The following is a 17,658-nucleotide window of genomic DNA, read 5'->3' on the forward strand; positions in this document are numbered from 1 at the left end:
TGAGATACACCCCGCTTGGCCCGCCATAGGGCGAGCGGGGTTACTATCGTCCCGCCATCGCCTTAACGCGCGCCAGATAGGTGCGGCCGATACGCTGCACCGAACCATCGACCAGTTCCACCGACCACACGCCCAGCCCGTCATGCTTGAGGCCCGCAATGCGGTCTTTGCGGACGATGGTGGAGCGGTGCAGGCGGATGAAGTGGTCAGGATCAAGCCGCGCCTCAAGCCCTGCGATGGTGTGCAGCATCATATAGCTGCGCTGGCCGGTGTGGAGCCGGACGTAATCGCGTTCGGCATCAATCCGCTCAAGGTCTGCGGCGGCAACGCGGATCAGTTCCGAACGGTGCGGCACCCAGAATTCGTCGATCCAGTCGGTCGCGGACTTTTCCGGCACGAGAGGCGTTTCTACCGGCGCATTTCTCCGCGCCTGCGCCCGCTCGACCGCGCGCTCCAGTCGCTCTTGCGCGACGGGCTTCAGGACATAGTCGACCGCATCGCAATCAAACGCCTCGACCGCAAAATCATCGTGTGCGGTGACAAACACCACCGCCGGGCGGCTCGCCTGTCCAGCCATTGCGCGCGCCACGCCAAGGCCATCGACTTCGGGCATCGTCATATCGAGCAATACCAGATCGGGCGATAGCGCCTCGATCAACCGCAACGCCGCCGCGCCATCGCTGGCCGTGCCGACCACTTGCAGCGCGGGAATGCGCGAACACAGGATCTGCATGCGCTCTACCGCCAAAGGTTCATCATCAACGATCAGCGTGCGCATGGCCTTTCCCTCAACACTCTTTCCGAACCAGAGGCATAGTCAGCACCGTGGCGTAGCCACCTGCTGGTAAGGAACCGCTTTCGACTTTGGCCTCGCTTTCGCCAAAGCGCGCGGCCAGACGGCTGCGCACATTGCCAAGCCCGATGCCGGTGCCGCCGCCTACAAAGCCTTCGCCCGGCCCATCATCGGCCACGGTCAGGATCAGGAACCCGCCTGCCTCGCGCGCCGAAATGCGCACGGTGACCGGGCGGATCGTGGCGGAAACCGCATATTTGATCGAGTTTTCGACCAGCGGTTGCAGGATCATCCCCGGCACACACGCACTCATCAGATCATCAGGCACATCAAATTCGCACTTCAACCGTTCTGGAAAGCGCACCGCTTCGATATCGAGGTAATGGCGCTGCAACGCGATCTCATCGGCCAGCGGCATGTCCTGCGTGGGGTCACCGGCCAGACTGTGGCGATAGAACCGCGAGATTGACTGGATCATGCGCTCGGCCTGCTCGGCCCGCCCGACCATGACCAGCGCGGACAGCGAATTCAGGGTGTTGAACAGGAAATGCGGGTTTACCTGATAGCGCAAGCTGCGCAACTCCGCCGCCTTGGCCGCGCGCTTGTATTCACCCTCGCGCCGCTCGGACGCGCGCGCCACTTCGGCATTCCCCAGCGCGACATAAAGCGCAGCCCAGGCAATCAGCAGAAAATAGCGGCCCAGCGCGATATCTGTTAACTGTAACCAGAGTCCCTCGTCGACCGTCCAGCCCAGAATCTGTGCGTTGGACATTTGCTTGTTGGTAAGGCCCGGTGTGCCAACCGAGTTCATTGAAGCTGCGGTTTCGGGCCGACGTGGCGGCTCCGGGGGCGCAACCGGAGCTTGCAGATCCGATACTTCAACCAAGACATTGCCCGAGATATCATGACGAATGCGGATGCCAGCCCGTTTATCGGACAGCTTGGTAGCATTGGACTCGGCATCTTCTTCTAGCTGGCCGGCCTTGGTATCTACTTGCCCGGCTCTTGCTGCCGTTTCTCGTGCCGTGGCCGCGGCCTCTGCTGCTTGCTGAACCTTCCGCACCTGCTGTTCGATTTGCTTTGTCTGCAAGGGCGCAAAGCACCGCTGGTTAATCACAGCAAGCGTCATGGCAGCCGGCAACATGATGACCAACGCCGCAGCTATTCGGACGGCGCCGCTGCGCCCGTCGAACCGGCGCAGCACTGGCCAAACGAGTAATGTGATCAAGATCCCGGCAAGGGTGACCAGCGCGCGCCGCCACAGAAGTTCATAAAACTCCCCGAAATCAACCACCAAGCCGCGTAGCGTGATCAGCACAAAGTATGTCAGCCACAGCGCGGCGGCTGAAAGCAGCACTTGCCGCGCTGGCACATGCAAGCGCGGCTGCGGCTTGGTCAAGTCTTGGGGGGAAGTAGCCATTGACTGTGATCTACCCCGGACATCCGCCATTATGCCAGTCGGGCAGTCGATCTATGTCTGTCGTTGGTCGAACTCCCCTGATGGCGCTTAAACCGGCAGCAGACCCCCGTCGGCGATCTTCTTCTTCCACACCAATGGCGCAAGCTGGTGGACGTTGTTGCCTTCGCTATCGACAGCAACCGTCACCGGCATGTCCTCGACCGTGAATTCGTAGATCGCTTCCATGCCAAGGTCTTCAAAGCCGACGACCTTGGATTGCTTGATCGCGCGCGCCACCAGATAGGCCGCGCCGCCAACCGCCATGAGGTAGGCCGACTTGTGCTTGGCGATGGACTGCGTGGCGGCAGGACCGCGCTCTGCCTTGCCAACGCTGGCCAGCAGGCCGAGATCGAGCATGAGGTCCGAGAAGCTGTCCATGCGCGTGGCGGTGGTGGGGCCGGCAGGGCCAACCACTTCTTCGCGCACCGGATCGACCGGGCCGACGTAATAAATCACGCGGCCCTTGAAATCGACGGGCAGTTCCTCGCCCTTGGCGAGCATATCCTTGATGCGCTTGTGCGCGGCATCGCGGCCCGTCAGCATCTTGCCGTTAAGCAGCAAGCGGTCACCCTGCTTCCAGCCCTGCACCTCTTCCGCTGTCAGCGTATCAAGGTTTACGCGCTTGGCTGCCGAATCGGGTGCCCAGTGCACTTGCGGCCATTCATCCAGCTTGGGCCGTTCGAGATAGGCGGGGCCGGAACCATCAAGCGTGAAGTGCGCGTGGCGCGTGGCGGCGCAGTTCGGGATCATTGCCACAGGCTTGCCCGCAGCGTGGCATGGCGCATCCATGATCTTGACATCGAGGATGGTCGAAAGCCCGCCCAACCCTTGCGCGCCGATGCCGAGCGCGTTGACTTTGTCGAAGATTTCGATGCGCATGCGCTCAATATCGGTCTGGGGCCCGCGCAGCTTCAACTGCGCCATGTCGATCGGCTCCATCAGGGCCTTTTTGGCCAGCAGCACGCAATGTTCCGCCGTCCCGCCAATGCCGATGCCGAGCATACCCGGCGGGCACCAGCCAGCGCCCATTTGCGGGAGCATTTCTACCACCCAATCAACAATCGAATCGCTGGGATTCATCATCTTGAACTTGGACTTGTTTTCCGACCCGCCGCCTTTGGCCGCGACATCGACCGAAACCTTGCTGCCTTTGACCATATCCACGTGAAGCACGCAGGGCGTGTTGTCGCGGGTGTTGCGGCGGGTGAAGGCGGGATCGGCCAGAACCGAGGCGCGCAGCTTGTTGTCCGCATTCAGATAGGCCCGGCGCACGCCTTCATCGACCACGTCCTGCAAGGAAAGGTCTGATTCGAGGCGGCAATTCTGGCCCCATTCGATGAACACATTGACGATGCCGGTGTCCTGACAGATCGGCCGGTGGCCTTCGGCGCACATCCGGCTGTTGGTCAGGATTTGCGCAATCGCGTCCTTGGCGGCGGGGCCTTGTTCGGCCTCATAGGCATCGCCCAGCGCGCGGATATAATCCATCGGATGGAAATAGCTGATGTACTGAAGAGCATCTGCCACGCTTTCAATCAGATCTTCTTGCCTGATCGTCACCATTTCCGCCATCGGTCTTCGCTCCAAGTGCTTGAGAAACTGCCAACGCCCCTTACGCTTCGACAATCAACATGCAAATCCCTTGGAAAGCACAAGTCGATATTCTAAGGCGTTGGCGATGTTGATGGCCGCGCCTACAAGCCGTGCCAGTTTAGCGAAATATGAGGTTTAAATGACCGTGGTTGAAGACCGCCCGGCATCGGCTGAGATGCTGACTGCCCGCCGCGCAATGATCGATAGCCAACTGCGCGTTACAGGGGTGAACTCGCCCGCGATTCTTGCCGCTTTTGCAAAAGTAGCGCGCGAAGACTTTGTGCCCGCAGAACGCCGCGTGGTGGCCTATGCCGATCGCGCTGTGCCGCTGGGCGATGGCACCGTGCTGTCGCCTGCGCTGACTTATGGCCAGATGCTGGAAGCCGCCGAACTCGCCCAGGCTGACAGTGTGCTGGTGATTTCGGCCAATGGCTATCTTGCGGCCCTTGCCGCAGAACTGGCAGGCACCGTTGCCCGCGCAGAATCGCTGGCTGCTGCACAAGGCGGGCCGTTTTCGGCAATCCTCATCGATGGCGCTGCCGAAGTCCTGCCCGATTCGCTGGCTGGCCTGCTGGCCGATGATGGCCGCGTGGTGACGGGTCTGGTAGATCGCAACGTCACGCGGCTGGCTTTGGCGCGCAAAGCCTTGGGGCATGTCGTCCCTACGGCGCTTGGCGAAGCCGATTTTGCCGTTCTGCCCGAATTTGCAGCGACCAAAAGCTGGAGTTTCTAAGGCTTATGCCTCCCATAAAGGCCCTGCGCCTTTTGCTGACAACCAGCGCCGCCCTTGCTCTATCAACGCCCGCCTTGGCTGATGATCTGCGGGAGGCGCTGGTAAACGCATATAATACCAACCCGACCTTGCAGGGCGCGCGGGCAACGCAACGCGCCACCGATGAAGGGGTGCCACTGGCGCGGGCACGGGCGTTGCCCAGCTTGTCGGGACAAGTGAACCTTACCAAGTTCTTGAGACAAAACCCCTTGTCGTTCGTCATCCTTGATCGCGCCATGAGCGCCGATCTCAACGTTGGCGTGCCTGTTTATTCCGGCGGTTCGGTCAAGAATGCGATTCGCGCTGCCAAGACCCGCGTCGAAGCCGGGCAGGAAGACTTGCGCGCCACCGAAACAGGCGTGTTCAGCCAGGTTGTTGCGGCCTATATGGACGTGATCCGTGATAGCGCGGTTGTAGGCCTCAGCCGAAACAACGTCGACGTTCTGGAAGTCAATTTCAAGGCCACCGGTGACCGTTTCGAGATTGGCGATGTGACCCGCACCGACGTCGCCCAGTCGGATTCGCGTCTGGCTTTGGCGCGAGGTGATCTTCGCAATGCCGAGGTCAACCTTATCAACAGCCGCGAACGCTATATCCAGATCGTTGGCAAAGCGCCGGTTGATCTTGCGCCACCACCGCCCTTGCCCGGCCTTCCCGCCACTGCGGATGATGCCGTAAACTTTGCGTTGGAAAACAACCCCGATCTGCTTGCCGCGCGTGAGCGCAGCAAAGCCGCGGGCTATGACGTAAAAATCGCCAATGCAGCGAAACTGCCAACCGTGTCGCTAAGCACGCAGGGCAGTTATCAGGACACCACTGGCATATTGGCTGTTGCTGGCGGGCAAAGCTTTGCCCAGCGCGTGACCACCGCACAAGCCGGCGTCAGCGTATCGATCCCGCTGTTCCAAGGCGGCGCTCCGGCAGCGCAAACCCGTCAGGCGCAAGCGCGTGAAAGCGCCACGCTGGAACAGGAAATCGGGGTGGAGCGCGAAGTTATCGCATCTGTCCGCTCATCCTTCGCCTCGTGGAGCGCAGCCAACGAAATCATCGCGATGAACCAGACTGCGGTTGATGCCGCCGCGCTCAGCCTTGAAGGCGTGCGCGCGGAAAACACCGTCGGGAACCGCACGATCCTCAACATTCTGGATGCAGAACAGGAACTGCTGCGCGCGCAAGTGCAACTCGTAACCGCACGCCGCAATGCTTATGTGGCGGGCTTCAACCTGCTGGCTGCCATGGGCCGCGCGCAGGCGCAAGACCTCGGTCTTGATGGCGGCGCGCTCTATGATCCGCAAACCAATTATGACCGGGTCCGGCGGCGCGTGTTCGATTGGGACCGTGATCCCGATCCTGTGGCCGTATCGACACGTACCGTTGACACACCCGCCCAGAATGCGACAATTGCCCCCACGCCGATTCCGTAAAAAGAATCGGGAACAGGGACTTCCAGGGAATAATCTTCAATGGGCCAAGTGGGCGAGCCATCCGTCGAGGAAATCCTCGCATCGATCAAAAAAGTAATCGCGCGGGATAACCGTGCCGAAGCGCAACATCGTGCTGACGCAGCCATATCCCGTGCTGACGCTGGGCAGACCCGCGCCCGCGCCGATAGCGCGCAACGCGTCCCACCGCGTCTGGCCGAAGTGCTTGAACTGACCGAGGCTGCTGACGAACCGGATGATTTTGCTGACACCGAAGGCCTGATTGCAGGCGCGGCCACCGCTTCGATGCGCGAATCACTTGCCGCCCTGTCGATGCTCTCGCAGCCCGGGGTCGCCCCGCAGATCGTACGGTCGGGTGAAACCTCGCTTGAAGGGATGGTGCGCGAAATGCTGCGCCCGATGCTGGCCAACTGGCTTGAAGTGAACCTTCCCGCAATGGTCGAAAAGATGGTGTCCGCCGAAATTTCCCGCATTGCTGGCAAACGCGGCTGATTTTGCACCCCATTCCATGAATACCGCGCCACAAGATCAGGCCCAGAAATTGGCTTTGGCCGAAGATGTCCTCGAAAAGCTGGGCGGCTTCGGGCTAAAGCGCCATATCCTGATTTGTGCAGGGGCCGACAAACACAAATGCGCGCCTGCGACGGAAACCGAAGAGTCGTGGAATTACCTGAAAAAGCGCCTGTCCCAATTGGGTCTTGGCGGTGACAAGGGGATTTTACGCAACAAGGTGGGCTGCTTGCGCGTGTGTCTTGTCGGGCCGGTCGCAGTCGTCCATCCGGATAATGTCTGGTATCATTCCTGCACGCCGACGGTGCTGGAACGGATCATACAGGAACATCTGATCGGCGGCGTGCCTGTCGAGGAATTCCGCCTCAACGCGCCTTTGCACATGGACGCGCTCTAGAATCAGGTGCCGCGGCTGGCCTTATAGGCATGGGCGGCGCGGCGGATATGGGTGTTGGTTATGGCACTCGCCCACTCCTCGTCCCGCACCATGAAAGCGCTGACCAAATCGCGGTGGTCGCGCTGGCTTTGCTCCATGTCGGCACGGGTATATTGCTCGGCCGTGCGGTGAACCACGACCTGGCTCACGACAAAGCGCAGCAATTGCCCCAACCGTTCCGACTGCGCCGCAGCCAGAATCACCGCGTGGAACCGGCGATTGCCTTCGACAAAGCCCGATACGTCAGGCTCTCCTGCTCCTTGGCCCGCCCCTTGGTCTACCCGCTGGATCGCCGCGTCGATAAGGTCGCAATGGGATTTGAGCGCGGCGATCTGTTCATCCGTAATCAGCCGCGCCGCGCGCCGCGCGCAGCGGCTTTCCAGCATCGCACGCAGAGTGAACATTTCCTCCTCATCCTCGTCAGACCAGACGGGAACGAAGACGCGGTTGGTATCGGATCGCTGAAGCAGCATTTCTGCTACCAATTCGGCAATTGCCTCACGCACGGGTGTGCGCGAAAGCCCGCAGAACTGGGCAAATTCATCTTCCGGCACGAATTGCCCGGGCGGGAAATGGCCGGACAGAACCCCGGCCCTGATCTTGCGATACGCTTCCTGCGAGGCTTTTGACACGTAACCTCCTGAAGCCTTGGGAAGAGCGGCCCAAACGCCACTCTTCCCATCACCTTTATGTCAGAACGAGGCGCCTACTTCCACCCCGATCAGGCGACGCGCGCCCGGAGTGATGAACGATCCGCCAAATTCAATCGCCGGGATCGCTTCGGCAACGAACTTGCGATCAAACAGGTTTTCGGCAAATACCGCAATCCGGTAACGGTCGGTGGTGATGCCAGCGCGCACGTTCATCACGCCGAACGCATCACGCTTGGCCACGTCATAGCGCGCATTGCCGACTACGCCGGGCAAGGCCAGTGCCGAGATCGGCAACAGGCCCGAGAACAGCGTTGGCCGTTCCTGATCCTGTACCGAATGGAACCACGTTGGCCCGGTGATGCGGTAATCGGCGCGGAACAGCAGCTTGGCGCTGTCTGTCAGCGGCGCGGTGATTTCGCTACCAAGGTTGATCGTCCAATCGGCGGTGTAAGGCGACTTGTTGCCCACCGTGTAGGGACGCGAAGCGTTGCGCTTGATCTCGCTATCAGTCACGTTGAACGAACCGAACACCTTCCAGCCATCGACGACCTTGGCGTTGAGGTTCAGTTCCGCACCCTTCACATCGACACGATCAATGTTCGAAACCACGCGCAGCAGGCCGAAGCTGCCGACGAAGAATTCGAAGAACTGCATGTCGTTGACCTGCGTGTAGTACCCGGCAAGATCATAGGTGATCCGGCCATCGAACACTTCGCCCTTGATGCCCGCTTCAAACGCGCTGGACTTTTCCTTGCGGTACAGGTCGTTGATCGTGACGCCAGCATTGATGAACTGGTTGAAGTTGGCGTTGACCACGGCTGCTGAACCCTGGTTGTTGAAACCGCCCGATTTGAAGCCAATGCCCCAGTTGGCATAGATGTTCAGTGCAGGCGTCGGGTGGAAACTTGCCGTGATCTTGGGCTGAAGCTGCTTGAACGTGGCGTTTTGCGGCGTGAATGCACCAAATGCCAAGCCCGGATTGATCGGCCCACCGGTGAACGGATCAAGCACGTTGGGCACCAGTGAATTGGCAGCGCGGTCTTCAATGTCATAACGCAGCGCGAGGCCTGCGGTGAACACATCCGAAGGCTTCCATTCGGTCGCACCGAATGCAGCATAGACATTCGTGCTGAATTCATCAGCCAGCAGCAGCGAGGTCGGGTTGGCGCTGTTTGGCGCATTATACAGCTGCTTGATCACGCCACGGCCCGTGTCTGCGCCAAGGCTGACGCCGGTCTTGCGATCGATGTGCAGATAATAGGCACCCAGCTGCCATGTCAGCGGACCATCATCGTTCGACAGCAAACGCACTTCGGCGCTATAATCGGTCTGTTCACGCAACTGGTACTGCGTGCCGTCGCAAGTTGTCGGGCTGTAGGGCCCGAACGTGGAACCGTTGGCCGGTGCGAAGATGAACGGCACGGGGATTGCGCCAATTGCGCCGGGCTGGTTGACCGGGAAACCGGTGAGCGCTGCGGTGCTGGCAAAGCAGCTAGCAACCGAGCTGTTCACCGCCGGATTGGCATTGCTGATATAGCGCGCAAAGTCTGCCGAGGTGCCATCAGCAACGAGGTCTTGCTTGACGTCCGAATAGAGGCCCCAAGCGACCAGCTTCATGCCGTTGCCGAATTCGTGATCAAGCTTGGCTGAAACGTCAAAGCTTTTCTGGTCATTCGTGGCGCGAATGTTGTTCGAAAACGCGAACGGGTGCTTGTTGATATCCTCGTAAAACGCAGGGTTCACCGCGCCAAACAGCGGCAGGTGGAACGCGGCGTTGAACGGCAGTGATGCACCGCTGAACTTCGAATAGCGCGCCTTTACGTCAAGCTGCGTAGGCGTACCTTGGCCCAGCATCACGCGGCCATCAACCGCCCAGCTTTCCTTGTCGTCCACGGTCTTGGAATTGCCAAGGAACGAATTGCGCCACCAGCCATCGGTGGTGAAATAATAGCCCGACAGCACGAAGCCGACGTTTTCGCCCAGTGGTCCGGCGATGTGCGCGGTGGCTTCAACCGTGGCTTCGTTGGCATAAGATGCACGCAGGCCACCGGTCAGCGTGTCGGTCGGCTTCTGCGTTTGCAGCACAATCGCGCCAGCCGCAGCGTTGCGGCCATAAAGCGCGCCTTGCGGGCCTTTGAGGATTTCGACTTGCGTCAGCGTGCCTTGCGGCTGGTTCAACTGCGCGGTGTTGGTCTTCAAAATGCCATCGACCACCAGCGCGACCGAGCTTTCCGCATCGCGCGCACCGTTGATGCCGCGAATATTGATCTGCGTATCGCCCGCTTCTGCGGTGCCTGTCACGATGGTGACGCCCGGCGTAAGCTGTGCGAAATCATCCGCCTTGTTCGCGCCGGTGTTTTGCAGCGCCGCAGCAGTCAGAACCGCGACCGATGCCGGAACGTCCTGCAAGCGCTCATTCTGGCGGCGGGCGGTGACGATGATCGTGTCTGCGCCCTCTTCGGCAGCGGCAGTGTCCTGCGGCGCTTCTTGCGCAAAGGCCGGGCTGGCGGCGAGCAAAAGCCCAAGCGCCGATGCATTAAGTAGAAGACGGCTAGCACGCATTCTCAAACCTCCCTGTTGGTTCGATTACGTTGAAATTTTTTAAAAGTGCGCGTGGGCACCCTCCCCACAACACGCACCCTTGCGAGATGCATATCTTATTGTATACAAAGCCTAGCGGTCAAGCTCCTAGAAAACATGCACCAACGTGCAGGTTTCGGGCACATCCGAAATGGCGGCACAACGAAATTGCATACGATTTGGTGAGAGCGATGATCTTGCGACAGTCCCCCTATTTGGCATCATCCGGTTCGGCAGGGCACCGGCGATGAACCGCGCAATCACTTTTTTAGAGGTGGGGCCGCGTGACGGCTTGCAGAACGAAAAAGCGCTTGTCGCCACCGCTGACAAGCTGGAACTGGTCCGCCGCAGCATCGATTCAGGCGCGCGCCGGATCGAGGTGACAAGCTTCGTCAATCCCAAGCGCGTTCCGCAAATGGCCGATGCCGAAGCGGTCTGCGCTGGCCTGCCCAAGGTCGATGGCGTCAGCTACATCGGCCTTGTCCTGAATGCGCGCGGTGCTGAACGCGCCATCGCCACAGGCGCACTGCACGAACTGGGCGCGGTGTGTGTTTCAACCGATACATTTGCGATCGCCAACCAGGGCCAGACCAGCGATGACTCGGTAGATGCCGCAAAGACCATCATCGGCATGGCACAGCAGGCCGGTTTAAAAGGCCAGGTGACCATCGCGGCTGCTTTTGGTTGCCCGTTTGAGGGCGAGGTGAGCGAAGACCGCGTTGTGGCCATGGCGCTATCGTTGGCGAAAGCCAATCCCATCGAAATTACCCTTGCCGATACCATTGGCGTGGCAGATCCGGCGCACGTTTCGCGCCTTGTCCGCCGCGTGGTCGAAGCCATCGCGCCGATCCCGGTGCGCGTCCATTTCCACAACACGCGCGGGACCGGCATCGCCAATGTCTGGGCGGCGATCGAGGCGGGTGCAAGCGTGATTGATGCCGCTTTGGGCGGCCTTGGCGGTTGTCCGTTTGCGCCCGGCGCTGCGGGCAATGTGTCGAGCGAGGACGTGGTTTACATGCTGGACCGCGCGGGCGTTCACACCGGCATGAACCTTGGCAAAATGATCGAGACCAACCGCTGGCTTACCGGCGTGATGGGCCGCAAACTTCCCGGAATGGTGGCCCATGCGCCGCCCTTTCCGAAACTGGCTTTCCCGAAATCAGAGCAGGAGTAACACCCGATGGGCTATCGCCTTGGCGTCGATGTCGGCGGCACTTTCACCGATCTGCTGCTGTTCGATACGTTGAGCAGCGCGGTGTGGCGTCACAAGACGCCATCGACCCCGCATGACAGTTCTGAGGGCATCCTTAACGGGGTGACGGCGATCTGCGCCAAGGCCGGGATCGGTGCGGGGGATATCGATTACTTCCTGCATGGCACCACCGTGGCCACCAATGCGGTGCTGGAAGGCAAGGGCGCAAAGGTCGGCCTCGTAGCGACCGAGGGCTATCGCCATATCATGCAGATCGCGCGCAGTTTTGTGCCGGGCGGGCTTGCAGGATGGATCATCTGGCCCAAGCCGCAACCATTGGCCGCGCTGGAAGATACCGTCACGATCAAAGGCCGTATGGATGCCGAAGGCAACGAACTGCGCCCGATTGATGATGCGGATATCGCCACGCAATTGTCCACGCTCAAGGCCAATGGCGTTGAGGCCATCACTGTCAGCCTGATCAATGCCTATACCAACGGCGCGCACGAAAAGCGCGTCGGCCAGTTGGCGGGCGAGATCATGCCGGGTGTTCCGGTATCGCTGTCCCACGAAGTCCTGCCAGAAATGCAGGAATACGAGCGCACGCTGACCACGGTTGCCAATGCTGCGGTGCGCCCGATTGTCGGCAAGTACGTGTCGAACCTGCGCTCGCGCCTTGCCGATGCGGGGATGAACGGCAAGCTCTCGCTGCTGCGCTCTGATGGCGGCTTGATGAGCGCGCACAAGGCCGAGGAGCATCCGGTCAACATCCTGATGTCGGGGCCTGCGGGCGGTGTTACCGGCGCGATCTGGGTGGGCCGCAATGCGGGTATCAAGAACATCCTCACGCTCGATGTCGGCGGCACCTCCACCGACGTTGCCCTGATCGAAAATCTCGAAGCGCGCCGCCAGCGCACCACCGAAGTCGGCCATCTTTCCGTCCGCGCCTCGGCGCTGGATGTGAAGACTGTTGGCGCGGGCGGCGGATCGATTGCTTATGTTCCCGAGCTGACAAAGGCTTTGCGTGTAGGCCCGCAGAGCGCAGGAGCAGTGCCAGGGCCGGTCGCCTATGGGAAAGGCGGCACGCTGCCCACGGTTACCGATGCCAATGTGGTATTGGGTTATCTGCCCGAGAATCTTCTCGGCGGCACATTCAATCTGGATCGTGAAGGCGCGAAAAAGGCGGTGCAGACCATTGCCGATGCGCTTGGCATCGATCTGATGGCCGCTGCGCGCGGGATCATCGATATCGTCAATGAAAACATGTTCGGCGCGCTGCGCATGATCTCTGTCCAGCAAGGCTATGACCCGCGTGACTTCGCGCTGATGGGCTTTGGCGGAGCAGGTCCGCTCCACGTCAATGCCGTCGCCCGCCTGATGGGATCGTGGCCCGCGATCTCGCCCGTTAGCCCCGGTGTGCTCTGTGCCCTCGGCGATGCCACCACGCGCATGCGCACCGAAACCGCGCGCTCGTTCAGCCGCCTTGCCACGCAAACGCAAGCGGCAGACCTCATCACCATCCTTGATGAAATGGCCGCGCAAACCCGCGCTGAACTGCTCTCCGATGGCGTACCCGAGGACGAAATCTCGACCGCTTTCGAAGTCGACGTGCGCTATGCCGGACAAGCCTTCGAAGTGCCGCTGACGATCACCGCCGATGTGCTCACCAGCGATGGCATCGCCGGCATCCTTGCGCGCTTTGATGCCGAACACAAACGCTTGTTCACCTTCAACATGGACACCCCGCACGAGATCGTGAACTTGCGCGCTGTGGCCATGGGCCGCGCGCTCGATCTGCCAGCCGCGCCGCTGGAACAGGGCGATGGCAACCCGATTGCCGCCAAGATGCGCGATCACACCCTATGGATGGACGGGCGCGAACAGCCCGCCGTGATCTATGACCGCGCCAAATTGCGCGCCGGAGACATTATCCCCGGCCCGGCCATCGTATGTGAAATGGATTCGACCACGCTGATCGAACCCGGCTGCACCGGCACTGTCGACACCGTCGGCAACATCCTGATCCATCTGGGCCAAGAAGCTTAAAACCGGGGGAGGACGAATCATGCCTGCAACCATCATCCAGACCAACGAGACCCCGTTCAACCGTGTGCCCATCGATCCGGTCACGCTCGACATCATGGAGAACGCGCTGCGTAATGCGCGGATCGAAATGGACGCAACCTTGGTGCGCACCGCGATGTCTCCGGGCATCCGTGAACAGGGAGATGCCTTCCCGCTGATCGCCGATCACACCGGCAAGATGATCGTCGGCCAGTTCGGCAGCTTCATCGGCGGCTTCCTCGATAACTATGCCGGAACGCTGGAAGACGGCGACATGATCTTCCTGTCCGATCCCTATTCGGTCGGCGGCGCGGTTAGCCACTCTAACGATTGGCTTGTCCTGCTGCCGGTGTTCAAGGACGGACGCCTGATCGCCTACACCTCGATGTTCGGCCACCAGTCCGACATCGGCGGTAAAGTCGTCGGCTCGATGCCGATCAACGCCCATTCGATCTTTGAAGAAGGCGTACGCATCCCGCCGGTCAAAATCTGGAAAAAGGGCGAATACAACGAAGACCTCGTCCGCCTTGTCATGCACCAGACGCGCAAGCCCGATTGGTGCGCAGCAGACCTTAACGCGCTGATCGCAGCGTGCCGCGTGGCCGCGCGCCGCGTGATCGAAATGGCAGAGCGGTTCGGCGATGATGTCTATGTTTCGGCAACGCAGGAACTGCTCGCGCGCAATCACCGCGCGATGAAATCCCTGATCGGCATGGCGATTGCCGAAGAGCCGGTCAGCTTCGAAGACTATATCTGCGACGATGGCATGGGCTTTGGCCCCTACAAGATCAAATGTACGATGTGGCGCGAAGATGGCCGCGTCGTGCTCGATTTTGCGGGCACTGATCCGCAATCGGTCGCCTCGATCAACTTCCTGCTGAACGAGAACATGTTCAAGATGTTCTTCGGCATTTACATGATCATGGTGTTCGATCCGCAGATCCTGTTCAACGACGGGTTCTATGATCTGATCGATGTGCGCATCCCCGAAGGATCACTGCTCAAGCCCAAATTCCCTGCAGCACTCTCGGGCAGAACCCATGCGCTGGGCCGCATTTTCGATATCCTGGGCGGATTGCTGGGGCAAAAGACCCCGGAATTCCTCAACGCGGCCGGATTCTCGTCAAGCCCGCACTTGTTCTATTCGGGCAACGATGAACGCCCCGGCAAGAAGGCCGAATGGTTCCAGCTGTTCCAGATCGGCTTTGGCGGCGTGCCCGGAAGGCCCATGGGCGATGGCCCGGACGGCCACTCGCTCTGGCCTGGCTTTACCAACGTGCCCAACGAATTCCTCGAACGCTATTTCCCGATGGTGATCGAACGCTACGAATGCGAACCCGATTCGGGCGGCGCAGGCCTGCATCGCGGCGGCAATGGCATCCGCATGACTTATCGCTTCCTCTCCAAGGGCACGATTGCGATCCACGATGACCGCTGGTTCGTGCCCCCATGGGGCGTCAACGGCGGTGAGCCGGGAGCGCGCGCGCGCAAGATCCTTGAAAAGGCCGATGGCACGCAGATCATCATCGCCAACAAGGTGGAAGACGTCGACGTGGAAGCGGGCGACCAGTTGCACTTCATCACATGGGGCGGCGGCGGCTGGGGCGATGCTCTGGCCCGCGATCCCGCGCTTGTAGGCTTGGAAATCCGCCAAGGCTTGATCACTGCTGAAGGCGCAAAGGCCTATGGCGTGGTCGCCGATGATCACGGTACGGTCAATGCAGAGGCCACCGAGGCCTTGCGTACCGAACTGCGCAACAATCGCGGCGAACTGCCGCTGTTCAACTACGGGCCGGGGATCGACGCGCTGCGGGCCAATTGTCAGGCAGAAACCGGCCTTCCCGCGCCGATCCAGCCCGAATGGCCGCTTCTGGAAGCGGCGGAGTAATTGTCATGACTGCCCACAATCCCGGAGCCCTGCGCGACATCCGCGTCGTCGAACTCGGCCAGCTTCTCGCAGGCCCGTTCTGCGGCCAGTTGCTGGGCGATATGGGTGCCGACGTGATCAAGGTGGAACCACCCGTGACGGGTGATCCCATGCGCGAATGGGGCCAAGGCTTCGAAAAAGTGCAATGGGAAGTGATCGCGCGCAACAAACGCTCGGTCAGCGCCAACTTGCGCGTGCCTGAAGGTCAAGCCCTGGTGCGCAAGTTGATCGCGCATGCCGATGTGGTGATTGAAAACTTCAAACCCGGCACGATGGAAAAGTGGGGCCTTGGGCCTGACCTATTGCTCGCCGAACACCCCGGCCTGATCATTGCGCGCATGTCGGGCTATGGCCAGACCGGCCCCTATTCCGACCGCGCAGGCTTTGGCGGGATTGGCGAGGCGATGGGCGGCTGGCGCTATATCGTCGGCGAACCCGACCGCGCGCCCAGCCGTATGGGCATTTCCATCGGTGATACGCTGACGGCCACTTACGGCTGCATGGGCGTATTAGCCGCGCTGCACGAACGCGACCGTTCGGGCCGGGGCCAGGTGATCGACGCCGCGCTCTATGAATCGGTGCTGCAAGTGATGGAAGGCCTCGTGCCCGAATATGACCGGATGGGCTTGATCCGCGAACGCTCGGGTTCGGTGCTCAAAGGCATCGCGCCGTCGAACGTCTATTCGTGCAAAGACGGTGAATTCATGATCGGCGCAAACAAGGATTCGCTGTGGAAGCGCCTTGCCACCGCGATGGACCGCGCTGAACTGGGCGATGATCCGCGCTATGCCACGCATATTGCGCGCGGTGAAAATCAGGACGAGCTCGACAATCTGATCAACGCCTGGACCCGCACCCTGACGATGGATCAGGTCGACGCGCTGATGATCGAACACTCGATCCCCGCAGGCCGCGTCTACCGCGCGCCCGACATGCTCGAAGACCCGCACTTCCAAGCGCGCGAAGCGATCATAGAGGTGGAAACCGAACGCTTCGGCCCGCTCAAGATGCAATCCAGCTTCCCGCGCATGTCCGCCACCCCCGGCTCCGTCCGCCGCCCCGCCCCCTCCATCGTCGGCCAACACAACGCCGAGATTTACGGCGAATTGCTGGGGTTAGGCGAGGCGGAACTGGCAGCGATGGCAGAACAGGGCGTGATCTGAGGCTGCGGGGTAGGCTCCAACCCTGCTTAGTCAATTGACCCGAATGGTGCCGCCTCATAGACATGCGGCATGGCTAAAGGCATATTCGTTCATCGGACTGACTCTATCTATGACGATAGTCCGGCGGAGCAATACCAGTTCCCGAGGCAATATCTCAGTCGGGTGAGCGCCTGTATTGGCGATTGGATCATTTACTACGAGCCAAGCAAAATACGCGACACGCGTGGATACTTTGCGGTCGCTAAAGTAGCGCATGTGGTACCTGACCCTACAGCAAAAGGTATGTATTTCGCACTCATTGAGCCCGGTACGTACTTAGATTTCCCCAATCCGGTACCGTTTAACGGTGCGCTGGGACTGGTTGAGCGTGGCGTTCTTAACGACCACGGTAAGATTTCTGGTCGCGCTCAATCCGCTGTCCGACCTCTATCGATTGAAGACTTCAATCGGATCATCGACCTTGGCCTTGCGGAAGATGGCAGCTTCCTGCCGAGAATCGATGAAGTGTCTGACGACGTTCTACGTGAGGAGCGTTCGCAGTTTCAGTTTGAAATCGAACGGGACCGCGTTGCCAACTTGGGTTCACGGCTTGTCCGCGACCGATTATTCCGCCGCCGTGTCGTTGCTGCCTATGGAGCTCGATGTGCAGTAACTGGGCTGAAGCTCATCAACGGAGGAGGTCGCGCCGAAGTCGAGGCCGCACACATCCGATCAGTAGACCGTGGAGGACCTGATATCGTCACCAACGGGATCGCCCTATCTGGAACTGTTCATTGGATGTTCGACAGAGGCCTGATAGGCCTGAGCGACAATCTGGAGATCCTGATCAGCCGGCAAGCCAATGACTCCGACAGCATCCGCGCGATGATTAACAAGACGGGCTTCGCAATCCCGCCGCAACGTCCGTTGGAACGACCGCATCCCGCATTCTTAGCGTGGCATCGCGAGCATTGCTTCAAACTATAAGGGCACCCAGCAGAGGCTGTGTTCACCTCATGATATCTGACTATTACCTGCTCCCGTTCGTGTCGAGCGAAGTCGAGACACAGCTCGTGAGTGTCTCGACTTCGCTCG

General features: G+C 60.4%; 14 protein-coding genes. 9 read left to right on the forward strand and 5 right to left on the reverse strand.

The window, feature by feature from the left end; all coding sequences use genetic code 11:
* Window positions 1–43: 43 nt before the first annotated feature.
* From IP81_RS05915 to IP81_RS05925, 3 genes are all read right to left on the reverse strand, one after another.
* On the reverse strand, window positions 44–778 hold the full coding sequence (locus IP81_RS05915; protein ID WP_054107052.1) for a LytTR family DNA-binding domain-containing protein: 735 nt from the start codon (window positions 776–778) through the stop codon (window positions 44–46).
* 10 nt (window positions 779–788) lie between these two features.
* Complete coding sequence (locus IP81_RS05920; protein ID WP_054107053.1) at window positions 789–2,213, reverse strand: histidine kinase; 1,425 nt, start codon at window positions 2,211–2,213, stop codon at window positions 789–791.
* Window positions 2,214–2,300: 87 nt separating this feature from the next.
* Window positions 2,301–3,824, reverse strand: a complete 1,524-nt coding sequence (locus IP81_RS05925) for a fumarate hydratase (protein ID WP_054107054.1) — start codon at window positions 3,822–3,824, stop codon at window positions 2,301–2,303.
* Window positions 3,825–3,984: 160 nt separating this feature from the next.
* Between IP81_RS05925 and IP81_RS05930 the strand changes: the two genes are divergently transcribed.
* The 4 genes from IP81_RS05930 to IP81_RS05945 are packed head-to-tail and all read left to right on the forward strand — an operon-like array spanning window position 3,985 to window position 6,966.
* Complete coding sequence (locus IP81_RS05930; RefSeq protein WP_054107055.1) at window positions 3,985–4,578, forward strand: protein-L-isoaspartate O-methyltransferase; 594 nt, start codon at window positions 3,985–3,987, stop codon at window positions 4,576–4,578.
* A gap of 5 nt (window positions 4,579–4,583) precedes the next feature.
* Entirely contained in the window at window positions 4,584–6,041 is a 1,458-nt protein-coding gene (locus IP81_RS05935) for a TolC family outer membrane protein (protein ID WP_054107056.1), read from the forward strand.
* A 39-nt stretch (window positions 6,042–6,080) separates the two neighbouring features.
* Window positions 6,081–6,551: a DUF2497 domain-containing protein gene (locus IP81_RS05940; protein ID WP_054107057.1), complete on the forward strand. Its 471-nt coding sequence runs from the start codon at window positions 6,081–6,083 to the stop codon at window positions 6,549–6,551.
* A 16-nt stretch (window positions 6,552–6,567) separates the two neighbouring features.
* Window positions 6,568–6,966, forward strand: coding sequence for a ferredoxin (locus IP81_RS05945; RefSeq protein ID WP_054107058.1), 399 nt, complete (start codon window positions 6,568–6,570; stop codon window positions 6,964–6,966).
* 2 nt (window positions 6,967–6,968) lie between these two features.
* On the opposite strand, the gene IP81_RS05950 is transcribed toward IP81_RS05945, so the two are convergent.
* The gene (locus IP81_RS05950; protein WP_054107059.1) at window positions 6,969–7,637 is read right to left on the reverse strand and encodes a GntR family transcriptional regulator; all 669 of its coding nucleotides are present in this window, start codon (window positions 7,635–7,637) and stop codon (window positions 6,969–6,971) included.
* 60 nt (window positions 7,638–7,697) lie between these two features.
* Window positions 7,698–10,220 carry a TonB-dependent receptor gene (locus tag IP81_RS05955; protein WP_054107060.1) on the reverse strand — a complete coding sequence of 841 codons (2,523 nt, stop codon included), beginning with the start codon at window positions 10,218–10,220 and terminating at the stop codon, window positions 7,698–7,700.
* Between the two features lie 265 nt (window positions 10,221–10,485).
* On the opposite strand from IP81_RS05955, the gene IP81_RS05960 reads away from it, so the two are divergent.
* The 5 genes from IP81_RS05960 (at window position 10,486) to IP81_RS05980 (ending at window position 17,550) form a co-directional block, all read left to right on the forward strand.
* Entirely contained in the window at window positions 10,486–11,412 is a 927-nt protein-coding gene (locus tag IP81_RS05960) for a hydroxymethylglutaryl-CoA lyase (protein ID WP_054107061.1), read from the forward strand.
* A 6-nt stretch (window positions 11,413–11,418) separates the two neighbouring features.
* Window positions 11,419–13,476, forward strand: coding sequence for a hydantoinase/oxoprolinase family protein (locus tag IP81_RS05965; protein ID WP_054107062.1), 2,058 nt, complete (start codon window positions 11,419–11,421; stop codon window positions 13,474–13,476).
* Window positions 13,477–13,495: 19 nt separating this feature from the next.
* Window positions 13,496–15,382, forward strand: a complete 1,887-nt coding sequence (locus tag IP81_RS05970; RefSeq protein WP_054107063.1) for a hydantoinase B/oxoprolinase family protein — start codon at window positions 13,496–13,498, stop codon at window positions 15,380–15,382.
* Between the two features lie 5 nt (window positions 15,383–15,387).
* Window positions 15,388–16,584: a CaiB/BaiF CoA-transferase family protein gene (locus IP81_RS05975; RefSeq protein WP_054107064.1), complete on the forward strand. Its 1,197-nt coding sequence runs from the start codon at window positions 15,388–15,390 to the stop codon at window positions 16,582–16,584.
* A 69-nt stretch (window positions 16,585–16,653) separates the two neighbouring features.
* Entirely contained in the window at window positions 16,654–17,550 is an 897-nt protein-coding gene (locus tag IP81_RS05980; protein ID WP_054107065.1) for an HNH endonuclease, read from the forward strand.
* The last annotated feature ends 108 nt before the right edge of the window (window positions 17,551–17,658 follow it).

This window comes from Novosphingobium sp. AAP83 (genome assembly GCF_001295795.1).
Lineage (GTDB): Bacteria > Pseudomonadota > Alphaproteobacteria > Sphingomonadales > Sphingomonadaceae > Novosphingobium.

Excerpts from the sequence above, each read along its gene's own strand:
- IP81_RS05955 (WP_054107060.1), bottom strand. The coding sequence starts at position 10,220 with ATGCGTGCTAGCCGTCTTCTACTTAATGCATCGGCGCTTGGGCTTTTG.
- IP81_RS05920 (WP_054107053.1), bottom strand. The coding sequence starts at position 2,213 with ATGGCTACTTCCCCCCAAGACTTGACCAAGCCGCAGCCGCGCTTGCAT.
- IP81_RS05975 (WP_054107064.1), top strand. The coding sequence starts at position 15,388 with ATGACTGCCCACAATCCCGGAGCCCTGCGCGACATCCGCGTCGTCGAA.
- IP81_RS05980 (WP_054107065.1), top strand. The coding sequence starts at position 16,654 with ATGGCTAAAGGCATATTCGTTCATCGGACTGACTCTATCTATGACGAT.
- IP81_RS05915 (WP_054107052.1), bottom strand. The coding sequence starts at position 778 with ATGCGCACGCTGATCGTTGATGATGAACCTTTGGCGGTAGAGCGCATG.
- IP81_RS05965 (WP_054107062.1), top strand. The coding sequence starts at position 11,419 with ATGGGCTATCGCCTTGGCGTCGATGTCGGCGGCACTTTCACCGATCTG.
- IP81_RS05925 (WP_054107054.1), bottom strand. The coding sequence starts at position 3,824 with ATGGCGGAAATGGTGACGATCAGGCAAGAAGATCTGATTGAAAGCGTG.
- IP81_RS05945 (WP_054107058.1), top strand. The coding sequence starts at position 6,568 with ATGAATACCGCGCCACAAGATCAGGCCCAGAAATTGGCTTTGGCCGAA.
- IP81_RS05940 (WP_054107057.1), top strand. The coding sequence starts at position 6,081 with ATGGGCCAAGTGGGCGAGCCATCCGTCGAGGAAATCCTCGCATCGATC.
- IP81_RS05935 (WP_054107056.1), top strand. The coding sequence starts at position 4,584 with ATGCCTCCCATAAAGGCCCTGCGCCTTTTGCTGACAACCAGCGCCGCC.
- IP81_RS05970 (WP_054107063.1), top strand. The coding sequence starts at position 13,496 with ATGCCTGCAACCATCATCCAGACCAACGAGACCCCGTTCAACCGTGTG.
- IP81_RS05930 (WP_054107055.1), top strand. The coding sequence starts at position 3,985 with ATGACCGTGGTTGAAGACCGCCCGGCATCGGCTGAGATGCTGACTGCC.
- IP81_RS05960 (WP_054107061.1), top strand. The coding sequence starts at position 10,486 with ATGAACCGCGCAATCACTTTTTTAGAGGTGGGGCCGCGTGACGGCTTG.